Annotated in this window: 20 protein-coding genes and 1 pseudogene; 12 read left to right on the forward strand and 9 right to left on the reverse strand. The window is 70.6% G+C overall.

The window, feature by feature from the left end:
- Positions 1-1,126 precede the first annotated feature (1,126 nt).
- Positions 1,127-1,963, reverse strand: coding sequence for a lyase family protein (locus ACWCP0_RS15705; protein ID WP_451079359.1), 837 nt, complete (start codon positions 1,961-1,963; stop codon positions 1,127-1,129).
- Between the two features lie 403 nt (positions 1,964-2,366).
- Here ACWCP0_RS15705 and ACWCP0_RS15710 point away from each other — a divergent pair, with 403 nt between their 5' ends.
- The 8 genes from ACWCP0_RS15710 (at position 2,367) to ACWCP0_RS15745 (ending at position 8,830) form a co-directional block, all read left to right on the forward strand.
- Positions 2,367-2,708, forward strand: a complete 342-nt coding sequence (locus tag ACWCP0_RS15710) for a tyrosine-type recombinase/integrase (protein WP_451079360.1) — start codon at positions 2,367-2,369, stop codon at positions 2,706-2,708.
- Positions 2,709-2,787: 79 nt separating this feature from the next.
- On the forward strand, positions 2,788-3,633 hold the full coding sequence (locus tag ACWCP0_RS15715) for a HipA family kinase (protein ID WP_451079361.1): 846 nt from the start codon (positions 2,788-2,790) through the stop codon (positions 3,631-3,633).
- Positions 3,630-4,013, forward strand: a complete 384-nt coding sequence (locus ACWCP0_RS15720) for a DUF3037 domain-containing protein (RefSeq protein WP_451079362.1) — start codon at positions 3,630-3,632, stop codon at positions 4,011-4,013. The genes ACWCP0_RS15715 and ACWCP0_RS15720 overlap by 4 nt, the downstream gene beginning before the upstream one ends.
- Before the next feature lie 183 nt (positions 4,014-4,196).
- Positions 4,197-4,958, forward strand: coding sequence for a 3-oxoacyl-ACP reductase FabG (gene fabG / locus ACWCP0_RS15725; protein WP_451079363.1), 762 nt, complete (start codon positions 4,197-4,199; stop codon positions 4,956-4,958).
- A 16-nt stretch (positions 4,959-4,974) separates the two neighbouring features.
- Positions 4,975-5,742: an SDR family oxidoreductase gene (locus ACWCP0_RS15730; protein ID WP_451079364.1), complete on the forward strand. Its 768-nt coding sequence runs from the start codon at positions 4,975-4,977 to the stop codon at positions 5,740-5,742.
- Between the two features lie 118 nt (positions 5,743-5,860).
- The gene (locus ACWCP0_RS15735) at positions 5,861-7,438 is read left to right on the forward strand and encodes an ABC transporter substrate-binding protein (protein WP_451079365.1); all 1,578 of its coding nucleotides are present in this window, start codon (positions 5,861-5,863) and stop codon (positions 7,436-7,438) included.
- 116 nt (positions 7,439-7,554) lie between these two features.
- Entirely contained in the window at positions 7,555-8,238 is a 684-nt protein-coding gene (gene ung / locus ACWCP0_RS15740; RefSeq protein ID WP_451079366.1) for a uracil-DNA glycosylase, read from the forward strand.
- A gap of 118 nt (positions 8,239-8,356) precedes the next feature.
- Positions 8,357-8,830, forward strand: coding sequence for a hypothetical protein (locus ACWCP0_RS15745; protein WP_451079367.1), 474 nt, complete (start codon positions 8,357-8,359; stop codon positions 8,828-8,830).
- A 23-nt stretch (positions 8,831-8,853) separates the two neighbouring features.
- Here the strand turns inward: ACWCP0_RS15745 and ACWCP0_RS15750 are convergent, their stop codons facing one another.
- Positions 8,854-9,369 (reverse strand): DinB family protein, encoded by a 516-nt coding sequence (locus tag ACWCP0_RS15750; RefSeq protein WP_451079368.1) that lies wholly within the window; start codon positions 9,367-9,369, stop codon positions 8,854-8,856.
- A 167-nt stretch (positions 9,370-9,536) separates the two neighbouring features.
- Positions 9,537-10,121, reverse strand: a pseudogene (locus tag ACWCP0_RS15755) (TetR/AcrR family transcriptional regulator); the annotation flags it as partial.
- A 76-nt stretch (positions 10,122-10,197) separates the two neighbouring features.
- Here ACWCP0_RS15755 and ACWCP0_RS15760 point away from each other — a divergent pair.
- Positions 10,198-11,412, forward strand: a complete 1,215-nt coding sequence (locus ACWCP0_RS15760; protein ID WP_451079369.1) for an FAD-dependent monooxygenase — start codon at positions 10,198-10,200, stop codon at positions 11,410-11,412.
- A gap of 19 nt (positions 11,413-11,431) precedes the next feature.
- Positions 11,432-12,337: a Gfo/Idh/MocA family protein gene (locus ACWCP0_RS15765; RefSeq protein WP_451079370.1), complete on the forward strand. Its 906-nt coding sequence runs from the start codon at positions 11,432-11,434 to the stop codon at positions 12,335-12,337.
- Here ACWCP0_RS15765 and lnt read toward each other — a convergent pair.
- From lnt to ACWCP0_RS15790, 5 genes are all read right to left on the reverse strand, one after another.
- Positions 12,261-13,916, reverse strand: coding sequence for an apolipoprotein N-acyltransferase (gene lnt, locus ACWCP0_RS15770; protein ID WP_451079371.1), 1,656 nt, complete (start codon positions 13,914-13,916; stop codon positions 12,261-12,263). The genes ACWCP0_RS15765 and lnt overlap by 77 nt on opposite strands.
- A 232-nt stretch (positions 13,917-14,148) precedes the next feature.
- Complete coding sequence (locus ACWCP0_RS15775) at positions 14,149-14,610, reverse strand: nuclear transport factor 2 family protein (RefSeq protein ID WP_451079372.1); 462 nt, start codon at positions 14,608-14,610, stop codon at positions 14,149-14,151.
- Between the two features lie 56 nt (positions 14,611-14,666).
- A complete protein-coding gene (locus tag ACWCP0_RS15780) occupies positions 14,667-16,679 on the reverse strand; it encodes an APC family permease (protein WP_451079373.1) in 2,013 nt (670 codons plus the stop codon).
- 96 nt (positions 16,680-16,775) lie between these two features.
- Complete coding sequence (locus tag ACWCP0_RS15785) at positions 16,776-17,651, reverse strand: undecaprenyl-diphosphate phosphatase (RefSeq protein ID WP_451079374.1); 876 nt, start codon at positions 17,649-17,651, stop codon at positions 16,776-16,778.
- Positions 17,652-17,958: 307 nt separating this feature from the next.
- The gene (locus tag ACWCP0_RS15790) at positions 17,959-18,414 is read right to left on the reverse strand and encodes a winged helix-turn-helix transcriptional regulator (RefSeq protein WP_451079375.1); all 456 of its coding nucleotides are present in this window, start codon (positions 18,412-18,414) and stop codon (positions 17,959-17,961) included.
- A 139-nt stretch (positions 18,415-18,553) separates the two neighbouring features.
- Here ACWCP0_RS15790 and ACWCP0_RS15795 point away from each other — a divergent pair, with 139 nt between their 5' ends.
- Complete coding sequence (locus ACWCP0_RS15795; RefSeq protein WP_451079376.1) at positions 18,554-19,723, forward strand: thiolase family protein; 1,170 nt, start codon at positions 18,554-18,556, stop codon at positions 19,721-19,723.
- A gap of 416 nt (positions 19,724-20,139) precedes the next feature.
- On the opposite strand, the gene ACWCP0_RS15800 is transcribed toward ACWCP0_RS15795, so the two are convergent.
- Positions 20,140-20,844: a TVP38/TMEM64 family protein gene (locus tag ACWCP0_RS15800; RefSeq protein ID WP_451079377.1), complete on the reverse strand. Its 705-nt coding sequence runs from the start codon at positions 20,842-20,844 to the stop codon at positions 20,140-20,142.
- Between the two features lie 49 nt (positions 20,845-20,893).
- Between ACWCP0_RS15800 and ACWCP0_RS15805 the strand changes: the two genes are divergently transcribed.
- Positions 20,894-21,595, forward strand: coding sequence for a DNA alkylation repair protein (locus ACWCP0_RS15805; protein WP_451079378.1), 702 nt, complete (start codon positions 20,894-20,896; stop codon positions 21,593-21,595).
- Positions 21,596-21,790 lie beyond the last annotated feature (195 nt).

A 21,790-nucleotide genomic window follows, 5' to 3' on the forward strand; every position in this document is an offset into this window, starting at 1 on the left:
TGTGCGGCTTGAGGAGGGGACAATGCAGGGGACAGCATCCCGAGCGGGGGCTGCGGCGGCCTTGTGGTCGGCCCGGCCCCCGTTCGCCTGCCTGCGGCTACCGGCCATACGGCCCCGGCAACACGACGGGACCGCCTGTCGGTTGGTTGCACCGGCGCGGACATTCCCTTCTTGTCGGCCGTGGCCCGGGCCGATGGAGCGAACCCGCACGCACACGGCCGGCCGTATGCCTCGTCGACCGCGCCCTTTTTCACACGTGCGCGGATACGCCGTTGCAGACTCCGGCGTATCCGCGACTCAGGCTGCGGTTTTCACGACCCCCGTCGGAACCCGATGTTGTCGTCGATGACTGTGCGCGGCGAGACGGGCAGTTTCTCGGGATGCTCAAGGTCGAGCGTGGTGAATTCGATCCCGCGCCTCCACGACCGTGAGCACCGAGCGAGGTGCCGAGCCTCGCTTGGGCAATGTGCTCACCCTGCACCCCTCAGCGAGCCGAGACCTCCGGCACTGGCTCAACCCGGACGAGTTCGATCCCGACAGGTACCAGGCAGCGCCTGTGCGCCGAGCCTGACCAGAGCATTTCGTCGGTGCCCCCGCCAGAAGGAATGCGGCAGGCTCCGTCATGCGCTCGAGGCAGGGCGGCGAACCGGGCTCAGCCGCAGTGCACCCCCTCGGCGCCGCCGGTGTACGGTCTCCCCGTCGCTTGTTCAGGCCTCCGCGCACGTCGATGCAGGTGCCTCGGGCGGAGACGTAAACGGTCCGGCGAAGTACCTGTAATTGTTGGAGATCCCGTCGCAGGACCGGTCCGTGCCGCTGGACCGCTGCCGGCCTTGCCGGCTGAGGACGAGATCGGGCGCGTGATCGCGCGGTTCTTGCCGACTGCAGGCGAGTAGCACACCGGCAGATGGCCCAGCAGGCCGAACAGACAGCGGCCGAGACGCCTCGCCGCGGGCGGCTGCCCTGGCCGTCCACTGGCGACCCGACCCCTCGGCTGCCGCCGGGGCCGAGGACCAGGCCCGTCAGGCCGAGAACCCCGACTTCGACATCGAGGGGGAGCGCCTCCAGCACCAGTTCGCCAACGGCAACATCGCGCAGTCGCGACTCGCTACGACAAGCTTGCGGTCCGCTACGAAGCAACCGTGAGGTGGACCATTTTCTTGGGGTCGACGATCCGGTCGAAGTCCTGTGCTGTGATGTAGCCGGTGGCGAGGGCGGCTTCGCGCAGTGTGGTCCCCTCGTCCTCCGCCTTGTGTGCGATCTGGCTGGCTTTGTCGTAGCCGATCTCCGGCGAGAGTGCGGTGACGAGCATCAAGGAGCGGGAGAGGTAGTCGTCGATCTGCTGGCGATGCAGCTCGACGCCTTCGATGCAGTAGGTTCGCAGCTTCTCGCTGGCGTCTCCGAGAATGCGGGCGGAGTGCAGGAAGTTGTTGATGATGACGGGCCGCATGGCATTGAGTTCGAAGTTGCCCTGGGTGCCGGCGAATGCGATGGCGCTGTCCTCGGCCAGGACTTGGATGCAGACCATGACCATCGCTTCGCACTGGGTTGGGTTGACCTTGCCGGGCATGATGGAACTGCCTGGCTCGTTGGCAGGCAGGGCGAGTTCACTGATGCCGCAGCGGGGGCCGGAGGCGAGCCAGCGGATGTCGTTGGCGATCTTCATCAGCGGCACGGCGAGAGCCCTCAGTCCGGCCGAAGCCGCCACCATGGCATCCAGGCTGCCTTGGGCGGCAAAGGAGTTGGAGGACGTGGCGAACGGGTAGTCGGCCAGCTGTGCGATCTCCTGTGCCACCCGGGGACCGAAGCCCTCGGGGGCGTTGAGACCGGTGCCGACCGCGGTCCCTCCTACAGCCAGTTCGTACAGGCCCGGCAGGGTGGCCTCGATGCGGTCGACGGCGTCGGAGACCTGGGCGGCGTAGCCGGACCACTCCTGGCCTACGGACAGCGGGACGGCGTCCTCCAAGTGATACTTCGTGGCGCACTCCCGTCTCATCGAAGGTTGATCGTTGTCACCGAAGACTGATGACCAGAAGATTCGTCTCACCGAAGTGTGAGTGACTGTGGCACCGGGCTCCGATCACGCCAAGCTGATGGTCACTGATTCCGCTTTCCTGGCGTGAACGGGCCGGACACCGGGGCTACACATTTGTCGACGACGGTCTTCTCGCCGGCCGCCGAGCCCTCCAAGCAGAGCCGTCCGCCCTTGTCACGCAGGTCGAGGAAGAACCGTGTGGTCGCACCCGACTGCTTCAGGTCGTGGATGCGCTCGTCGACGTAGCCGAGGTCGTTCAGGATCGTCCCGGGCGGACAGGCCGCGGAGGAAGTTTTCCCTTCTGCTCACCACGCGGTTCGGCAATGCCGCGGCCGTGAACACGTCGAACACCCACACCTGGAAGCCGGCGCTGGCCAAGGCCGGCATCATCCCGCCGCGCGCGAAAGGGGCCAAGCAGTGGCAGTGGGAGGCGGCGCCAAAGGACGGCTTCCACGTGCTGCGGCACACCTATGCCTCGGTCATGCTGGAGGCAGGGGAGTCCGTGGTGACGGTCGCGCGGTGGCTCGGGCACTCCTCGCCGACTGTCACCCTTGGTTACTATGCCCACTTCATGCCGGAAGCCGGGACGAAGGGGCGTGCCATGCTTGACGGGGTGCTGGGGAGTCGGGCTGACCAGCAGGCAAGTCGAAACTCCCCAGATTCTCCCCAGTGCTGATCGGACGCGATTCCCCAGGTTGCGCGACGCCTACCTGGTCCGTGGATTTCCAGGGGGTCCGGCCGTATAGCCTGGGAAAATGCTTACCGAAGTCACAGCGACCCGCTACGTCACGCCCCTGCGTGAGGGCGGTTCGCTCCCGGGCATCGTCGAGGCCGACGATCTCGGTACGTACGTCATGAAGTTCACCGGGGCCGGACAAGGGCGCAAGACCCTGGTCGCCGAAGTCATCTGCGGACAGCTCGGGAGGCGGCTCGGACTGCGGGTCCCGGAGCTCGTGCAGATCCAGCTCGACCCGGTCATCGGCCTGTCCGAGCCGGACCAGGAGGTGCAGGAGCTGCTGAAGGCCAGCGGCGGCCTCAACCTCGGGATGGACTTCCTGCCGGGCTCGCTCGGCTTCGACCCGCTCGCGTACGAGGTGAGCGCCGAGGAGGCGGGCCGGGTCGTCTGGTTCGACGCGCTGATCAACAACGTCGACAGGTCCTGGCGCAACCCCAACATGCTCGTCTGGCACGGCGACCTGTGGCTCATCGACCACGGTGCCACCATGATCTGGCACCACAACTGGCCTGGCGCGCAGGCCTCCGCCGCCAAGCCGTACGACGCCTCCGACCACGCCCTCGCGCCCTTCGCGCCGGACATCTCGGCCGCGGCCGCCGAGCTGGCCCCGCGCGTCACCGAGGAGCTGCTGACCGAAGCGGCCGCGGACGTCCCCGACGAATGGCTGGTCGACGAGCCCGGCTTCGACTCCACCGACGCGCTGCGCCGCGCCTATGTGGAGGCCCTCCTGTCGCGGGCCGCGACCATCCACGAGCGGATCACCCTGAGCGCACCCTCCGAGCCCCGGCCTTCGCAGGCGCCCGGCTGGCTGACCGACCACCTCACCGCATGGCCGCACACGAGCAAGAAGGGCGGGGGCAAGTGAGCGACCGCGATGTCTTCGAGTACGCGCTGCTGCGCGTCGTGCCGCGCGTCGAGCGGGGCGAGTGCTTCAACGCCGGCGTGGTGGTCTACTGCCGCGCCCGGTCCTATGTTGCCGCCCGTACGCACCTGGACGAGGCCAAGCTGAGGGTGCTGGACCCGCAGGCGGACGTCATGGGCGTACGGGCCGCGCTGCACGCCGTCGAGGGCGTGTGCATGGGGGGCGAGGACGCGGGACAGGCGGCGCGGGACGACGCGGGCCGGCGCTTCCGCTGGCTGATCGCGCCCCGCTCCACGGTCGTCCAGCCCGGGCCCGTCCACACCGGCCTGACCGCCGACCCCGAGGCCGAGGTCGAGCGGCTGCTCGATGTACTGGTGCGCTGAACGGGCCCATCGGACGGGACGCGTGACCGGGGGCACCCGGTGTGCCGTTGACACCGGGTGCCAGGGCTTCTAGCGTCTCGTCTGTTGAAGGTACTAAGCGGTCGCTCACCCCCTCGGGGTGATGCGCCAGGCCGTGCCGGGCGAGCCGTATCCAAGGGATCCGAGGGCGAGGAGAACCAAACCATGTCCACCACCGAGCAGCGCGTCGCGATCGTGACGGGAGCGGCGCGCGGCATTGGCGCCGCCACCGCCGTGCGCCTGGCGGCCGAGGGCCGTGCCGTCGCCGTACTCGACCTCGACGAGGCGGCCTGCAAGGACACCGTCGAGAAGATCACCTCGGCCGGCGGGAAGGCCGTCGCCGTCGGCTGCGACGTCTCGGACTCCGCCCAGGTGGAGGCTGCCGTGGCCCGCGTGGCCGACGAGCTCGGCGCCCCGACGATCCTCGTCAACAACGCGGGCGTGCTGCGCGACAACCTGCTCTTCAAGATGAGCGAGTCCGACTGGGACATCGTGATGAACGTGCACCTCAAGGGCGCGTTCCTGATGGCCAAGGCCTGCCAGAAGCACATGGTGGACGCGGGCTTCGGCCGCATCGTCTCGCTGTCCTCCAGCTCGGCGCTGGGCAACCGGGGCCAGGCCAACTACTCCGCCGTCAAGGCCGGTCTGCAGGGCTTCACCAAGACCCTCGCCAAGGAGCTCGGCAAGTTCGGTGTCACCGCCAACGCCGTCGCCCCGGGCTTCATCGTCACCGAGATGACGGCCCAGACGGCCGCGCGCGTCGGCATGGGCTTCGAGGAGTTCCAGGCCGCGGCGGCCACGCAGATCCCGGTGCAGCGGGTCGGCAGGCCGGAGGACGTTGCCAACGCGATCGCCTTCTTCACGGGCGACGACGCCGGTTTCGTCTCCGGCCAGGTCATGTACGTGGCCGGCGGCCCGCTCAACTGAACCGGAGATGACAGAGATGACCGCACAGGAACTTCCCCCGCTCTCCGGCAAGGTCGCCCTCGTCACGGGCGGCAGCCGGGGCATCGGCTACGGCGTCGCCGAGGCGTTCGTCGCCCGCGGTGACCGCGTCTGCATCACCGGCCGCGGCGAGGACGCCCTCAAGGAGGCCGTCGAGCAGCTCGGCGCCGACCGCGTGATCGCCGTCGCGGGCAAGGCGCATGACGAGGCGCACCAGGCGGCCGCCGTCGAGCGCGTGATGGAGGCCTTCGGCCGCGTCGACTTCCTCGTCAACAACGCCGGCACCAACCCCGTCTTCGGCCCGATGGCCGAACTCGACCTCGGGGTGGCCCGCAAGGTCTACGAAACCAATGTGATCTCGGCCCTCGGCTTCGCCCAGCAGACCTGGAAGGCCTGGCAGAAGGAGAACGGCGGTGCAATCGTGAACATTGCATCGGTCGCCGGGATCTCCGCGTCCCCGTTCATCGGGGCGTACGGCATGAGCAAGGCGGCGATGGTCAATCTGACCCTCCAGCTCGCGCATGAATTCGCCCCGGTCGTCCGGGTCAATGCGATCGCACCCGCCGTGATCAAGACAAAGTTCGCGGAAGCCCTTTACGAGGGCCGGGAAGCGGAGGCCGCCGCGGCCTATCCGCTGGGTCGGCTCGGCGTTCCCCAGGACATCGGCGGAGCCGCCGCGTTTCTCACCTCCGACCAGTCGGACTGGATCACGGGGCAGACTCTCGTGGTCGACGGGGGTATTTTCCTGAATGCCGGAGTCCACTGAGCCGGTTTGTGCCTGAATGGCTCAGGATTAGCTCAAGTGCCCCGCCGGACCTCCTCGTTGATCCGGCGGGGCACTGCGGTATGGTTCGCCGACCCATGGCTGAACGAGGAGCGTGCACGTGTTCAACCGGACGATGCTGCGGGCGGCTGCAGCCCTTGCGTCCATATCCCTGATAACGGGATGCGGTCTGTTTTCGGAGGAAGACGCCGATGGGGCCAAGCCAGTGGTGGTCGGCACGACGAGTGCGCCCAGCACACTCGATCCAGCCGCCGCGTGGGACGGCTCGTGGGAGCTCTACCGCAATGTGTTCCAGACACTCCTGAGTTTCCCGACCGGGAGCACGAGTCCGCAGCCCGACGCGGCTCGGAGCTGCAAATTCACCGATCCGACCAGTACGACGTACCAGTGCACGCTGCGCGAAAACCTTAAATTCTCCAACGGGCACACGCTGGACGCCGCCGCCGTCAAGCACTCCATCGACCGTATCCAGAAGATCAACGTCAACGGCGGTCCCAACGGACTGCTCGGATCCCTCGGAGAGGTGGAGACCGAAGGGGACCGCACGATCACCTTCCGGCTCACCAAGGCGGACGCCACCTTCCCGTTCATCCTCGCCACGCCCGCGATGTCCCTCGTCGACCCCGCCGAGTACCCGGCGGACAAGCTCCGCGAGGACGGCAAGCTCCTCGGCTCCGGCCCGTACAGCCTGGAGTCGTACACGGAGGGCTCCGAGGCCCGGCTGACGAAGAACCCCACCTACAACGGGTTCGCCGACCGCAAGAACGAAGCCGTCACCATTCGCTACTTCAAGGACTCCGAAGCGATGGTGTCCGCGCTGAAGAACAAGGAGATCGACGTCACCAACCGAGGTCTCACCGCGGAGGAGGTCATCGCCTTGCAGGAGAAGAAGCCGCAGAACGAGGGCCTCCAGGTCGTCGAGACCGTCGGCGCCGACATCCGCTACCTGGTCTTCAACCCCAAGGACCCGGCCTCGGCCAAGCTCCCGGTGCGCCGCGCGATCGCTCAGGTCGTCAACCGTGAGGCGCTCGTCGCCAAGGTCTACCAGGGTACGGCCGAGCCGCTGTACTCCATGGTCCCCAAGGGCATCGCCGGGCACACCACCAGCTTCTTCGACACGTTCGGCGACCCGGACGTCGACAAGGCCAAGGAGATCCTCCGGGAGGCCGGGATCGACGAACCGGTCGAGCTGACCTTCTGGTTCACCACGGACCGCTACGGCTCGTCGACCGCTCCCGAGTTCGCCGAGCTCAAGCGGCAGCTGGACGCGTCGGGACTGTTCAAGATCACGCTGAATAGCAAGCCCTGGAAGGAGTTCCAGGCGGGCTACAAGAACGGCGAGTACCCGGTGTTCGGCCGAGGCTGGTTCCCGGACTTCCCGGACCCGGACAACTTCGTCGCGCCGTTCGTCGGCAAGAACAACGCGCTCGGCACCCCGTACGACAGCCCGGAGATCGCCCAGCAGCTCACGCTGTCCCGCAAGGAGAGCGACCGCGGGGCCGTGTCCAAGCAGTTCGAACGGGCGCAGGACATCCTCGTGGAGGACGTCCGGCTGCTTCCGCTCTGGCAGGGCAAGCTGCACATCGCCGCCAGCGAGGAGATCGCGGGCTGCGAGCGCGCCATGGACCCGCAGACGATCATGCAGGTGTGGGAGCTGCACCGGAAGACCAGCTGGTAGCAGGCCGCGGCCGGGCCCTGTGCCCGGCCGCCGTCGGCGGTTGTCAGTGGTCGCGGGTAGGTTCTGTGATCAGAGAACCGGATCAGAGAACTGATCGCATACCGGAGGTTGTTGACGTGACCGACACCGCCATGCTGCCCGAGTCCTGGCGCGGCGTCCTCGGCGAGGAGCTCCAGAAGCCGTACTTCAAGGAACTCGTCGACTTCGTCGAGGACGAGCGCGCCAAGGGGCCGGTGTACCCGCCGCGCGAGGAGGTCTTCGCCGCGCTGGACGCCACGCCCTTCGACCGGGTCAAGGTGCTGATCCTCGGCCAGGACCCGTATCACGGGGAGGGCCAGGGCCACGGCCTGTGCTTCTCGGTGCGCCCGGGCGTCAAAACCCCGCCCTCCCTGCGGAACATCTACAAGGAGATGCAGGGGGAGCTGGGGCACGCCGTGCCCGACAACGGCTATCTGATGCCGTGGGCCCAGCAGGGCGTCCTGCTGCTCAACGCGGTGCTGACGGTGCGGGCCGGCGAGGCCAACTCCCACAAGGGCAAGGGCTGGGAGAAGTTCACGGACGCGGTGATCAGCGCCGTGGCCTCGCGGCCCGACCCTGCGGTCTTCGTCCTCTGGGGCAACTACGCGCAGAAGAAGCTGCCGCTGATCGACGAGCAGCGCCATGTGGTGGTGAAGGGCGCCCACCCGTCGCCGCTGTCCGCGAAGAAGTTCTTCGGCTCCCGCCCGTTCACGCAGATCAACGAGGCCGTCGCGGCCCAGGGGCACGAGCCCGTCGACTGGCGCATCCTCGACCTCGGCTGACGGTTCGCGCACCTGGCTGACAGGCTCGGGCCCCGCTCCGAGCCTGTGCCGGAAAGCCGGTGGTGGCCGCTAGCGTCTGGAGACGCATGTTCGTGCGATCAAGGCGCTGGAGGCCGCGGTGAGGGAGCAGCACGAGACGTCGGAAGACGCCGTCATGACCAGGATCGGGCAGGCGGTCATACTGCTCCACGCGGGGGACCGCGAGGAGGCGCGGAACCGCTTCGGGGAGCTGTGGACGCAGATCGGTGAGGCCGGCGACCCGCTGCACCGCTGCACCCTCGCGCACTACATGGCGGACACGCAGGACGATCCCGGGGACGAGCTGGCCTGGGACCTGCGGGCGCTGTCCGCGGCGGAGGGGCTGACCGGCGAGCGCCTGGCGTGGCACGACTCGGCGGTCGCGGTGCGCGGTATGTACCCCTCGCTGCATCTGAATCTCGCCGCGGACTATGTGAAGCTGCAGCGCCCGGAGGCCGCGCGCGCCCATCTCGACCGCGCTCGTGCGGCGTCGGACGCCCTGGGCGACGACGGGTACGGGGACGGCGTGCGGGCGGCGATCGCGCGGCTGTACCGGCAGTTGGCCGAAGGCTGACCGGTCGCGCCGCCCGGTCCGGGCTACTCGCCCGTCGCGCCGTCTATCTGCTCGCGGATGAGATCGGCGTGCCCGTTGTGGCGGGCGTACTCCTCGATCATGTGGGTGTAGATCCAGCGGAGGCTGAACGGCTCACCTGCCTGCCCCTTCCGCGTCGAGACGTCGTCGAGCGTGCGGGACGCGGCCGCCTCGCGGGCCTTGGCGATCTCGGCCCGCCACGTGGCATGCGCCTCGTTCCAGGTGTCCTGCTCCCCGACATGGAATTCGCCGTCGGGGTCCGCCTCGGAGTAGTGGAGAGGCGGGGCCTGCTCATCCGCCAGCACCCGCCGGAACCAGTGGCGTTCGACGTCCGCCAGATGCCGTACGAGGCCGAGGAGCGAGAGCTCGGAGGGCGCGAGGGGAGCCCGGCGCAGCTGTGCGTCGTCGAGCCCCGCGCACTTCATGGCCAGTGTCTCGCGGTGGTAGTCGAGAAAGCCCTCCAGCATGGCGCGCTCGCCGGCGACGGTGGAGGGTTCGGTACGAAGATCGGTGGTCGTCATGACGGGCATCCTCGCGGATCGGTCCGAGCCGTGGCCAGGCATTAACCGGCGGGCGTGCCGTGATCCCGGTCCGTGCCGTGATCCCCCTTCGTGCGTGGACCCTCCTCCGTGCGTCGGTCCCCGTCCGTGCCGCGAATCCCGTTCGCGCGCCCGTCCGCGTCCGCGTCCCCGAGCATGCCGCGGAGCAGTTCCCGGAAGCCCTTCCTGAGCTCGGCCCTGCCGGGCACCTGCGCGTGGTACGACCCGGCCGCGCACGAGAACATCAGCCCCTCGCACCACGCCACCAGCGACAGGGCGTGCCGCTCCGGCTCGGCAGAGCCGGCTCCCGTCATCAACGCCACCAGCGGCTCGCGGAACGCCGCGCCCGTGCGGTCGTAGTACGCGCGCAACTCGGGTCTGCGGGTGGCCTCCAGGGCCAATTCGTAGCGGGCCACCAGCAGCCCCGGGTGATCGGTGAGATAGCGGTGGAGGGCGAGGGCCAGCGCGTCGGTCAGGTCGTGCGCGCCGCCCCGGGGGACCGGCATCTCGTCCGGGGCGAGCACCTGCGCCTCACGCTCCGCCAGGCGGCGCACGGCCGCTTCGAGGAGCGCCTGCCGGGTGCGGGCGTGGTTCGACGTCGAGCCCTGCGGCAGCCCGGCCACCTCGTCCACCGCCCGGTGGGTGAGCCCGCGCATGCCCCGCTCGGCGAGGAGGGTCAGCGCGGCGTCGGCGATCAGTTCGGGGCGGGCGGTGGCGGACGTGCGTGCGGTCATGGGGACAACCTATCTCGCGCACTACATCTGTAGTACGGTGACGAGGTCACTACAGATGTAGTACCGAGGAGGAGTCATGGGCCGGACCCGCGCTCGGCGTGCCGTCGTCGTCGGAGGCGGCATCGGCGGACTCACCGCCGCCGTCGCCCTGCATCAGCAGGGCTGGGACATCACGGTTCTGGAGCGCTCCGCCGCCCTCACCCCCGTCGGCGCCGGAATCGGCCTCGCCCCCAACTCGCAGCGCGCCCTCGACGTCATCGGCCTCGGCGAGCAGGTCAGGTCCCTCTCCGCCTGGCAGGGCGACGGCGGTCTGCGCACCCCCCGGGGCCGCTGGCTGAACCGCACCGACAGCGCCGTCACCACCGAGCGCTTCGGCGGCCCGCTCGTCCTGCTGCACCGCTCGACCCTCGTGGACATCCTGACCTCCGCACTGCCCGGCGGAGCCGTAAGGACCGGAGCGAGCGCCACCCTCACGGACGCGGGCGACGAAGGGCGCCCGGCCGTCGTCACCACCCCCGGTGGCGACCTGGAGGCCGACCTCGTCGTCGCCGCGGACGGCATCAACTCCGCCGTGCGCCACGCGCTGTTCCCCGCCCACCCCGGGCCGCGGTACTCCGGCTTCACCACCTGGCGCCTCGTCGCCCCCGCACCCGGCCGGCCCTTCGCCCCGCACGAGACCTGGGGACGTGGCCGCATCTGGGGCACCCAGCCGCTGAAGGACGGACGCATCTACGCCTACGCCGCCGCCGTGACACCCGCCGGCGGGCGCGCCCCGGACAGCGAGAAGGCCGAGCTGCTCCGCCGCTTCGGCGACTGGCACGAGCCCATTCCCGGCATCATCGCGGCCGCCGAGCCCCACGGAGTGCTGCGCCACGACGTGCACCACATGGCCGAGGCGCTGCCCGCCTATCACCACGGCCGGGTCGCCCTCGTCGGCGACGCGGCCCATGCCATGCAGCCCACCCTCGGCCAGGGCGGCAACCAGGCCATCGAGGACGCGATCGTGCTCGCCCACCACGCGGGCCGCGGCCACGTCGTCCGCGGCCTGCCCGTGTACACCCGGGACCGGCTGCCGCGCACCATGGGGATCGTGCGGCAGGCCACGAGGACCGGCCGCATGGCCATGCTGAGCAGCCCCGCCGCCGTCGCCGTGCGCGACACACTCGTCGCGGCCGTCTCCCGCTTCGGCCCCGGCCTCGTCCTGCGCAGCTTCGACGGCATCGCCGACTGGCGGCCGCCGCAGCACACGTATGCTGCCGGAACGGCGGGGACACACACGGCAACGCGATGACGCGAGAGGGAGGCCAACGGTGAAGGTCGGCTGTATCGGGCTGGGAGACATCGCGCAGAAGGCGTACCTGCCGGTGCTCACCACCCGCGCGGATGTCGAACTGCATCTGCACACCCGCACCCCGGCCACCCTCGACCGGATCGCGGCGGCCCACCACATCCCCGGGGCGCACTGCCACACCACCCTGGACTCGCTCCTCGCCCAGGACCTCGACGCCGCGTTCGTGCACGCCCCCACGCCCGTCCACCCCGAGCTCGTGGCGCGGCTGCTGGAGGCCGGCGTACCGACGTACGTCGACAAGCCGCTCGCCTACGAACTCGCCGAATCCCAGCGTCTGGTGGAGCTCTCCGAGCGGACCGGCACGAGCCTCGCCGTCGGCTTCAACCGCCGCTTCGCCCCCGGCTACGCCCAGTGCCTCGAGCACCCGCGCGAGATCGTCCTCATGCGCAAGAACCGCATCGGCCTCCCCGAGGACCCGCGCACCCTCGTCCTCGACGACTTCATCCATGTCGTCGACACCCTCCGCTTCCTCCTCCCCGGCCCGGTCGAGCACACCGACGTGCGGGCGCGGATCCGCGACGGACTCATGCATCACGTCGTCCTGCAGCTCTCCGGCGACGGTTTCACCGCGATCGGCATGATGAACCGGCTGAACGGCTCCACCGAGGAGATCCTCGAAGTCGCAGGCCAGGACGCCAAGCGGGAGGTCGTGAATCTCGCGGACGTCATCGACCACAAGGGTCAGCCCACCGTGCGGCGGCGCGGCGACTGGGTACCGGTGGCACGCCAGCGCGGCATCGAGCAGTGCGTGTCCGCCTTCCTCGACGCCGTCCGCGCGGGCAAGTTCCTCAGTGCCCAGGACGCACTGCTGAGCCATGAGCTGTGTGAGCGGGTGGTTCGGCAGTCTCTGGAGCAGGCTTCCTGAGAGCGCGCAGGCCCTCGCTCGCGCACAGCGCCGCCAGCACCGCCAGCGCGCCGTACACCGGCCAGTCGCCGAGCCGGACGTACGGCGTCGTGCCCCGGGCGAGCGGCACCTCGTACACGGCGGCGGTACGGGCATCCGTGCCCAGCCGCTCACCCAGGGGCTCACCCTCGGGCCCGTACACGGCGCTGATGCCCGTGAGCGTGGCGTGCACCATCGGCCTGCCGGTCTCCGCGGCCCGCAGCGCCGCGAGCGAGGCATGCTGCGCGGGCGCCCAGCTGTCCTGGAAGGTCGACGTCGCGGACTGCGCGACCAGCAGCTGGGTACCGCTCCTGACCAGCCGGCGGCTCATGTCGGGGAACGCCGACTCGAAGCAGACCAGCGGCCCCACGCGCAGCCCGGCGCTGCCCTCGCCGTCCTGCAGCACCATCACGGACTGCCGGCTGCCGCGCATGCGGTCCTCGCCGGCAGCCTTGCCCACCGACGTGGCCCAGCCCAGCACCGCACGGGCCGGGACGTACTCACCGAACGGGACCAGCCGCATCTTGTCGTAGCGGTCCCCGGTCGGCCCGTCCGGGCCCACCAGCACCGTGGTCTTGAAGATTCTCCCGCTCGCTCCGCCGGGGGGACCCCCAGGCCGTTCGTCCGAGCGCCGCGCGTCCACATTGACCAGCACGTCGGCGCCCACCTCACGGGACACCGCGGCGAGCCGCGCCGCGTAATCGGGCCGCGCCGCCAGATCCACACCGACGCTGCTCTCGCCCCACACCACGAGATCCACGTCGCGGCCCGCCAGCTCCCGGGTGAGCTGCTCGCCGCGGGCGAAGCGCCGGTCGGCGCCGCCGACCCCGTTGACGACCCCCGGCTGGACGACGGCGACCCGGACCATGTCGCCGCTCCGCTCGGGCCGCGGCGACCACAGCCACACCGCCCCGACGGCCAGCGCGCACGCGCAGGCGCCCGCCACCGCGGGGACGCGCGCCGTCGGGACGGCCAGGAGCAGCGCCACCGCCGTGTTCACCGCCACCACCAGCAGGCTCACCAGCCACACCCCGCCCACCGAGGCGAGCCGCAGCGCGGGCGGCACCTCCCACTGACTGGCCCCGAGCAGGCCCCACGGGCCGCCCAACCCCTCCCAGGACCTGACCAGTTCGACCATCAGCCAGCCCGACGGCACGACGGCGATCGCGGCGGCGGCCCGGCCCGCCGACGGCGCTCCGACCGCCTTGCCCGCCGCGCCCAGCATCGAGCGGACCAGCCACCCCCAGGGCGCCCACAGCAGCCCGAGCAGCGCCGCGATCAGCAGGATGAACACATGGAGGTTCGGCATCAGCCAGTGGTGCATCGCCAGCATGAAACCGGTGCCGCCGAGCCAGCCGTCCAGCATCGCGCGCCGGCCCGTCGCAGCCGTACGGATCAGCAGCAGCCACGGCACGAGCGCGACATACGCGAACCACCACAGCCCCGGCGCCGGAAAGGCGAGCGCGGGCAGCGCGCCCGCCACGAACACGCCAGCGCCACGCCACCACGGGGACGACGGCAGCCTCGTCAGCTGCTCCCGCCGGCCGACCGGAACCCGCATACCGCGCCTCCTCGCCCAGACCCGAGGGCCCGGAGCCCCGGGAGCAGTGTGCCTCCAGTGTGAAGGAGAGGCGCGCACCGGGACAGTGCCCGGGTGATCGGCCGGGCCGGCCGGCGGCCGCGGATCGGTGGGTGGCACCGGAACAGTGGGTGGCACCGGAGGAGTCGGTGGCCGTGGATCAGGCCGCGGCTCCGGGTCGGGCGGCGGCCCCGGATCCACCGGTGGACTCGGATCAGTCGGTGGCAGCGGCCAGGAAAGCGGCGTGCCGCCACTTCTCGTGCACGGTCACCGAACGGAGCCGCCACCCACTGTCCGTACGCGCGAGACCGAACGCGTACCGCCCGCCCGAGACGAAGTCGTCCCCCGACTCCAGCCGCATCGGATTGACGTAGTCGGCCTGGACGTCCGCCCCGTCGCCCGGATAGCCGCCGAGGTCCTGGATGCGCACCCGCCGGTTGACGATCAGATGCTGCCGTACGGGAAACAGCCGCATCGTCTCCGCCAGCCAGTCCGCGACCTCCGCCGCAGGGCCCTCTATACCGCCGGAGCCGCGGTAGTCGGCACGGCCGTCCGGGGTGAACAGGGCCCGGTAGCCGGTCCAGTCGGCGTCGTCCACGGCCACCGCGTAGCCGGTGATCACGTCGTCGATCGCCAGCCGGTCCATCACCGTCGCGAGATTCACGCGCTGCGTCATCGGCCAAGTGTGGGTCAGCGGACGCGTCACGCCAAGAGGCCATGCAGGATCCGGGATCACTTCCGGTAACGGCCGACGGGCTCGCCGCGGCGGACCGCTCCGGGCGCGCGGGCGGCCGGGTGGTCGGCATGGGCGGAGGAGCTCAGCTGCCAGGGCACGCTCGTGACCATGACCCCGGGGGTGAAGAGGAGCCGGCTCTTCAGCCACAGCGCGGACTGGTTGTGCAGCAGGTTCTCCCACCAGTGCCCGACGACGTACTCCGGGATGAAGACGGCGACGACGTCCCGGGGGCTCTCGCGCCTGATGGAGCGGACGTACACCAGCACCGAACTGGTGATCTCCCGGTACGGGGAGTCGAGGATCTTGAGCGGTACCTCGATGCCGTACTCCTCCCACTGCCGCTGCAGGGCCGCTGACGCATCCCGGTCGACGGCGACGGTCAGCGCCTCCAGCCGGTCCGGACGGAGGGCACGGGCGTAGGCGAGCGCGCGCAGGGTGGGCTTGTGCAGGGTGGAGACCAGCACGATCGCCAGCACCCGGGAGGGCGGGCGCAGTTCGGCGCGCGGGTCGGTGACCGCGAGCTCGGCCGCCGTGTGGTCGTAGTGGCGGCGGATGCCCCGCATCGTCACCCACAGCACGATCCCGGCGAGCACCGCGAGCCAGGCGCCCTGGGTGAACTTGGTGGCGAGCACGATGGCCAGCACCACACAGGTGACGACCGCGCCGGTCGCGTTGATGATCCGGGCGATGTGGTGGCGCCGGCGCACGGCGCGGTCGGTCTCCGTGCGCAGCTCCCGGTTCCAGTGCCGGACCATGCCGGTCTGCGAGAGCGTGAAGGAGGTGAACACGCCCAGGATGTACAGGTGGATGAGGCTGGTGACATTCGCCTTGTACGTCCACAGGAGCAGTCCAGCCACGATCGCGAGGGCCAGGATGCCGTTGGAGAAGGCCAGCCGGTCACCGCGGTTGTGCAGCTGCCGCGGCAGGTAGCGGTGCTGGGCGAGGATCGAGGCGAGCAGCGGGAAGCCGTTGAAGGCGGTGTTCGCCGCGAGGATCAGCACGAGTGCGGTGGCGGCCTGGACGTAGTAGAAGCCGAAGCTGCTCTCGCCGCCGAAGACCGAAGCCGCCAGCTGGGCGATCACCGTGCGCTGGGTGTAGTTCTCGCAGTCGGGCAGCCCCGTCAGGCTGCAGCTGTCCTCGGCGATGCGCACCTTGGCGACGATCGCGAGCGTCGTGACACCGACGAACATCGTGATGGCGATGAGGCCCATGGCGGCCATGGTGGTGGCCGCGTTCTTCGGCTTGGGCTTGCGGAAGGCCGGCACGCCGTTGGAGATCGCCTCGACTCCGGTCAGGGCCGTGCAGCCACTGGAGAACGCGCGCAGGACCAGCATGACCAGAGCCAGACCCATCAGGTTCGCGTCGGCCGGATCCGGTTCGATGCCGTACGCGGCGGTCGGGGCGACGGGAGCGTCACCGAGCAGATAGCGGAGCAGTCCCGTCCCGCACATGATCAGCACGCCGGCGATGAACAGGTAGGTCGGGGCGGCGAACGCGCGGCCCGACTCCCGCACCCCGCGCAGATTCGTCGCGGTGAGGAGGGCGACGAAGACGAGCGCCATCAGCACCCGGTACTCGGCCAGTTCCGGAATGGCCGAGATGATGTTGTCTACGCCGGAGGCCACGGACACGGCGACGGTCATCACGTAGTCGACGAGCAGAGAGGCGGCGACCACGAGGCCCGCGGAGGGGCCCAGATTGGTGGAGGCCACCTCGTAGGAGCCGCCGCCGCTCGGATATGCGTGGACCACCTGGCGGTACGAGAGGACGACGACCGTCATCAGCGCCACGACCGCGGCCGCGATCCAGGGCGTGAAGTGCAGATAGGCCAGGCCGCCGAGTGTGAGCACGAGCAGGATCTCCTGGGTGGCGTACGCGACCGAGGAGAGCGGGTCCGAGGCGAAGATCGGCAGCGCGAGCCGTTTCGGCAGCAGTGTCTCGCCCAGCTCCTCGCTGCGCAGCGCGCGCCCGATGACCAGCCGTTTCAGGATCGCCGTGACGTTGAACACGGCGTGAGCGTATGCGGCACACCCTCGCTCGCCTCGACCCGCCGCGCCGGGCGCACACGGGCGACAGCCACCGGGCGGGCGCGGGGGCCCTCGGCCTCAGCCCGCCGATTCGCCTGCGTGAGGGCTGAGCGTGTCCGTGCCGACGAGGACGAAGAGAAGGATGCCGAGCAGGATCCGGTAGATGACGAAGGGCATGAAGCTCTTGGTGGTGATGAACTTCATGAACCAGGCAATCACCGCATATCCGACAGCGAAGGCGATGATCGTCGCGAAAATGGTCGGCCCCCACGACACATGCCCGCCCGCGCCGGCGTCCTTGAGCTCGAACAGGCCGGATGCGAGCACCGCCGGGATGGCGAGCAGGAACGAGTAGCGGGCCGCGGCCTCGCGGGTGTAACCCATCAGCAGACCGCCACTGATCGTGGCGCCCGAGCGGGAGACGCCCGGAATCAGGGCCATCGCCTGGCAGAGGCCGTAGATCAGACCGTCCTTGACGGTCAGCTCCTCCAGTGACTTCCGGTGCTTGATCGCGCGGTGCTTGCCGCCCGTCTCGTCGCGGGCCGCCAGGCGGTCGGCGATGCCGAGCACGATGCCCATCACGATGAGCGTGGTGGCGATCAGCCGCAGATCCCGGAAGGGGCCCTCGATCTGGTCCTTGAGCGTGACGCCGAGCACTCCGATCGGGATCGAGCCGATGATCACGAGCCAGCCCATCTGCGCGTCGTGATCACGGCGCATGGCCTTGTTCGTCAGGGAGCGGAACCAGGCGGAGACGATGCGGGCGATGTCCTTGCGGAAGTAGATCAGGACGGCCGTCTCCGTACCGATCTGGGTGATCGCGGTGAACGCCGCACCCGGGTCGTGCCAGCCTGCGAACGCCGCCGTCAGGCGCAGATGCGCGCTGGACGAGATGGGCAGGAACTCGGTCAGCCCCTGGACGAGCCCGAGGATGAGTGATTCGAACCACGACATGAAAGCTAAGCCATCCAAGTGCTGGTCAGGTTGGAATGTACGGTGCGGACCGCGATCATGCGTCCGGCCCGTGGCAGCGTAGCGTCATCGGATTTCCGGCCTGCGGGCGGGCTGTCGCACAGGGCCCCCGCGCAAGATCAACCCCCGGCCGCCCTTCCTGAGTCGGCAGTTGCACGCCGGCCGGGTCCGCAGGTCGGGACGGCGCTCCGTGACGCGGCGGCGGTGCTCCGCGGTCCGCGGCGTCAACTCGGCTTTCCGGGCGAGGAGATGGCGCGGTGGGGGCGCAGACCCCGCCGTCCGGTGGGCCTCAGTCGTCCGTGGGGCCCGACACCGTCCAGCCCGGCGTGCGGACGTGCGCGGTGAGGGTGTCCGGGGTCGCCTCGTCGCCGCAGGACGCGCAGACGACGACCGGGGTGAGCTGCTCGCCGCAGGAGTGCTCCAGGGCCATCGGGGGGTGTTCCGCGAGGTGCCGGTCGCCCCAGGCCATCAAGGTCAGCAGGACGGACTGCAGTTCGCGGCCGGCCTCCGTCGGGACGTACTCGAAGCGCTGCGGGCGCTCGCTGTACGGAACCTTCTTCAGCACCCCGGCCTCGACGAGGCGGCGCAGCCGGGCGGTGAGGACGTCGCGAGGGGCACCGGTGTTGCGGGCGATCCGGTCGAAACGGCGGACGCCGAGGAAGACCTCGCGCAGGACGAGCAGGGCGTACTTCTCGCCGACGAGAGTGAGCGTGTCGGCGATGGAACAGGGTCGCGAGGCCTTCATGGGTCCAGCTTAGAGGGGGTGGGTTGGAATTCCCAACCTACTTGGATACCGTTGGGTAGCCGGTGAGTCCAGTTTTCCAACTCACGCACGCTCCGCGCGCAGCGGTGTCGTGCCGTGCCGTGAACGAGGAGCGCGCTCCATGCGTGATGCCGTCATCGTCGAAGCAGTCCGTACGCCGATCGGGAAGGGCAAGCCGAACGGTGCGCTCGCACAGATTCACCCGGTCGCGCTGCTCTCCCACACCCTCAGGGCCCTCGTCGAGCGCAGCGGAATCGATCCGGCCCTCGTCGACGACGTGGTCGGCGGCACCGTCGACCAGGTCGGCGAGCAGGCCATGAACACCACGCGGTACGCGTGGCTGGGCGCCGGGTTCCCCGAGTCCGTGCCCGCCACGACGGTCGACCGCCAGTGCGGCTCGTCCCAGCAGGCCGTGCACTTCGCGGCGCAGGGCGTCATGGCCGGGGCGTACGACGTCGTCATCGCCTGCGGGGTCGAGTCGATGAGCCGCGTACCGATGTGGTCGAACGTGCCGCCTGGCGCCGACCCCTTCGGGCCGGGGGTCGCCGAGCGGTATCCGGAGGGGCTGGTGCCGCAGGGGATCAGCGCCGAGCTCATCGCCGCGAAGTGGTCCATCGGGCGTGAGGCGATGGACGCGTTCGCGGTGACCTCGCACGAGCGGGCGGCCGCGGCCTGGGCGGACGGGCTCTTCGACGCCGAGGTCGCGCCGGTCGCCGGGCTGACCAGGGACGAGAGCGTGCGGCCGGGAACGACGGCCGAGGTCCTGGCCGGGCTGCGGCCCGCCTTCGGGGACCCGGCCTTCGCCGAGCGCTTCCCGCAGATCGAGTGGTCGGTCACGGCGGGCAACAGCAGCCCCGTGAACGACGGGGCCTCGGCGGTGCTCATCATGTCGGGCGACACCGCCGAGCGCCTCGGTCTGCGGCCGCTCGCCCGGCTGCACAGCTTTGCCGTGACCGGCTCCGATCCGCTGCTGATGCTGACCGGAGTGCTCCCGGCCACGGAGAAGGTGCTGAAGCGCGCCGGGCTCGCCCTCGACGACATCGACCTCTTCGAGGTCAACGAGGCCTTCGCGAGCGTCGTCCTCGCGTGGCTGCAGGAGACGGGCGCGGATCCGTCGCGGCTCAACGTCCACGGCGGGGCGCTGGCCCTCGGGCATCCGCTCGGTGCGAGCGGTACCCGCCTGATGACCACGCTCGTCCATGCGATGCGAGCGCGTGGCGCGCGCTACGCGCTGCAGACGATGTGCGAGGCGGGCGGGCTCGCGAACGCGACGATCCTGGAGGCGGTGTAGGCGCTGTACGTCCCGCAGGTCCCGCGCACGCGGGGCGCGGGGACGCCTTCGGCGGGCTTGTCCCCGCCCCGCCCCTCGATCCGGGGCTTCGCCCCAGAACCCCCGGGGGCGTTCCCGGTCTCCGCGGGTGGCCCGCGTGTCCGTCCTCAAGCGCCGGACGGGCTTGATCGGTGCGTCCGGTACCGGTGGGTCGGACGGGCTTGACAGGCGCCGGGCCCGACGGGGAGGCGGGATCCCTCCTCAAGCGCCGTACGGGCTGCACGGGAGTCCAGCGCCTCCATGCCCGCGGGATCCGGGGCGGAGCCCCACGCTGCGGAGTCGCAGAGCGACACTGCGGGAGGGCGGGGCGCGGGGAGGGAGCCCGCCGCAGGCGTCCGGTTCGACGCGTCCGACGGGTCCGACGGGGTTCGACGGGGTCAGGTGGCGCGCAGGCGGTGGCGTTTGCGCCAGGCCAGGAGCGCGCCGGCCGCGGCCGAGACCGCGATGAAGCCCGTCGCCGCGAGGAAGGCCGGCGAGGTCGGCGAGGCCGCGCGGCTGCCCGCCACGACGTAGGCCGCCGTGTTGGGGATCGAGCCGAGTGCCGTCGCCAGGAGGAAGGGCACGTAGCCCATGCGGGACACCGCGGCGCAGTAGTTGGCAGCCGCGAAGGGAATGCCGGGGAAGAGCCGCAGGGCCAGCATGGAGCGGAAACCGTGCCGGCTGAGCTGGCCGTCCGCCGCGGTCAGCCAGCGGCCGCGCAGCAGGGGCCGCAGCGCGTCCTGCCCCAGCACGCGGCCCAGGGTGAACGCGATGCCCGCGCCGATGACCGTTCCGGCGAGCGCGGCGGCAAGGCCCGCCTGGGAGCCGAAGAGCGCGCCCGCGGCCAGGTTCAGCAGGGGCCGCGGCACGAACGCCGCCGTGCACAGGCCGTACGCCGCGCCGAAGAGGACCACCGCCGCGCCGCCGCTCATCTGGAACGGCCGCTCCGCGGCGAGCAGCCGCTGCGGCTCGTACAGCACCATCGCGGAGGCCGCGCACGCCAGCAGCAGCACGAGCAGCGCCAGCCGGGCCCAGGGGGAGACGAGGGCCCGGCTGCAGCGGAGAGCGAGGCCGTCGCGCGGCCCGGGGACGGGGTCGAGCATCCGGGGAGAGTAACCGACACACCCCGCTGATCGCCGTAACCTGTGCCGCATGACGCCCCCGGCCACCCCGCGCAGCGCCCTCGCCGACACCGTGCTGGAGCGGCTCACCACCACGTACGCCGCCGCGGCCGACCCGGCCAGGGCCGTGGAGGCCGCCGCGTACATGAAGGACGTCGCGCCGTTCCTCGGCATCCGCACACCCGAGCGGCGCGCCCTGTCCCGGACCGTCCTCGACGGCACCCCGCGACCGGCCGAGGCCGACTGCACGGCCGTCGCACTCCGCTGTTGGGCGCTGCCCGAGCGCGAGTACCACTACTTCGCCGTCGACTATCTGGGCCGCCACGTCGGACGCTGCTCCTCCGGATTCCTGCCGGTCGTCCGGCACCTCATCACCACCGTCTCCTGGTGGGACACCGTCGACGCACTCGCCTCGCACGTCGTCGGCGGACTCGTCGCCGCCGATCCGCGGCTGGTGCCCGTCATGGACGAGTGGATCGAGGACGACGACCTCTGGATCGCCCGCACCGCCCTGCTCCACCAGCTCCGCCACAAGGGCGCCACCGACGCGGAACGGCTCTTCCGGTACTGCCTCCGCCAGTCCGGCCACAGCGACTTCTTCATCCGCAAGGCGATCGGCTGGAGCCTGCGCGAGTACGCCAAGACCGACCCGGACGCGGTGCGCGACTTCGTCACCGGCGCCCGCGACCGGCTCGCGCCGCTCTCCGTGCGGGAAGCGCTGAAGAACCTGTAGGCGCCCCGTAGCGCCGATGGCGCCCGGTGAACCAGCCGACCGCGGCGGGATATCGGCCGATGGCGCCCGGTGAACCAGCCGACGGCGGCGGGATATCGGCCGATGGCGCCCGGTGAACCAGCCGACCGCGGCGGGATATCGGCCGATGGCGCCCGGTGAACCAGCCGACGGCGGCGGGATATCGGCCGATGGCGC

This window comes from Streptomyces sp. NPDC001970, assembly GCF_053594115.1.

Coding starts and splice junctions, on each gene's coding strand:
- ACWCP0_RS15715 (WP_451079361.1), top strand. CDS start 2,788: ATGCTTACCGAAGTCACAGCGACCCGCTACGTCACGCCCCTGCGTGAG.
- fabG (WP_451079363.1), top strand. CDS start 4,197: ATGTCCACCACCGAGCAGCGCGTCGCGATCGTGACGGGAGCGGCGCGC.
- ACWCP0_RS15730 (WP_451079364.1), top strand. CDS start 4,975: ATGACCGCACAGGAACTTCCCCCGCTCTCCGGCAAGGTCGCCCTCGTC.
- ACWCP0_RS15750 (WP_451079368.1), bottom strand. CDS start 9,369: ATGACGACCACCGATCTTCGTACCGAACCCTCCACCGTCGCCGGCGAG.
- ACWCP0_RS15760 (WP_451079369.1), top strand. CDS start 10,198: ATGGGCCGGACCCGCGCTCGGCGTGCCGTCGTCGTCGGAGGCGGCATC.
- lnt (WP_451079371.1), bottom strand. CDS start 13,916: ATGCGGGTTCCGGTCGGCCGGCGGGAGCAGCTGACGAGGCTGCCGTCG.
- ACWCP0_RS15775 (WP_451079372.1), bottom strand. CDS start 14,610: ATGACGCAGCGCGTGAATCTCGCGACGGTGATGGACCGGCTGGCGATC.
- ACWCP0_RS15785 (WP_451079374.1), bottom strand. CDS start 17,651: ATGTCGTGGTTCGAATCACTCATCCTCGGGCTCGTCCAGGGGCTGACC.
- ACWCP0_RS15790 (WP_451079375.1), bottom strand. CDS start 18,414: ATGAAGGCCTCGCGACCCTGTTCCATCGCCGACACGCTCACTCTCGTC.
- ACWCP0_RS15795 (WP_451079376.1), top strand. CDS start 18,554: ATGCGTGATGCCGTCATCGTCGAAGCAGTCCGTACGCCGATCGGGAAG.
- ACWCP0_RS15800 (WP_451079377.1), bottom strand. CDS start 20,844: ATGCTCGACCCCGTCCCCGGGCCGCGCGACGGCCTCGCTCTCCGCTGC.
- ACWCP0_RS15805 (WP_451079378.1), top strand. CDS start 20,894: ATGACGCCCCCGGCCACCCCGCGCAGCGCCCTCGCCGACACCGTGCTG.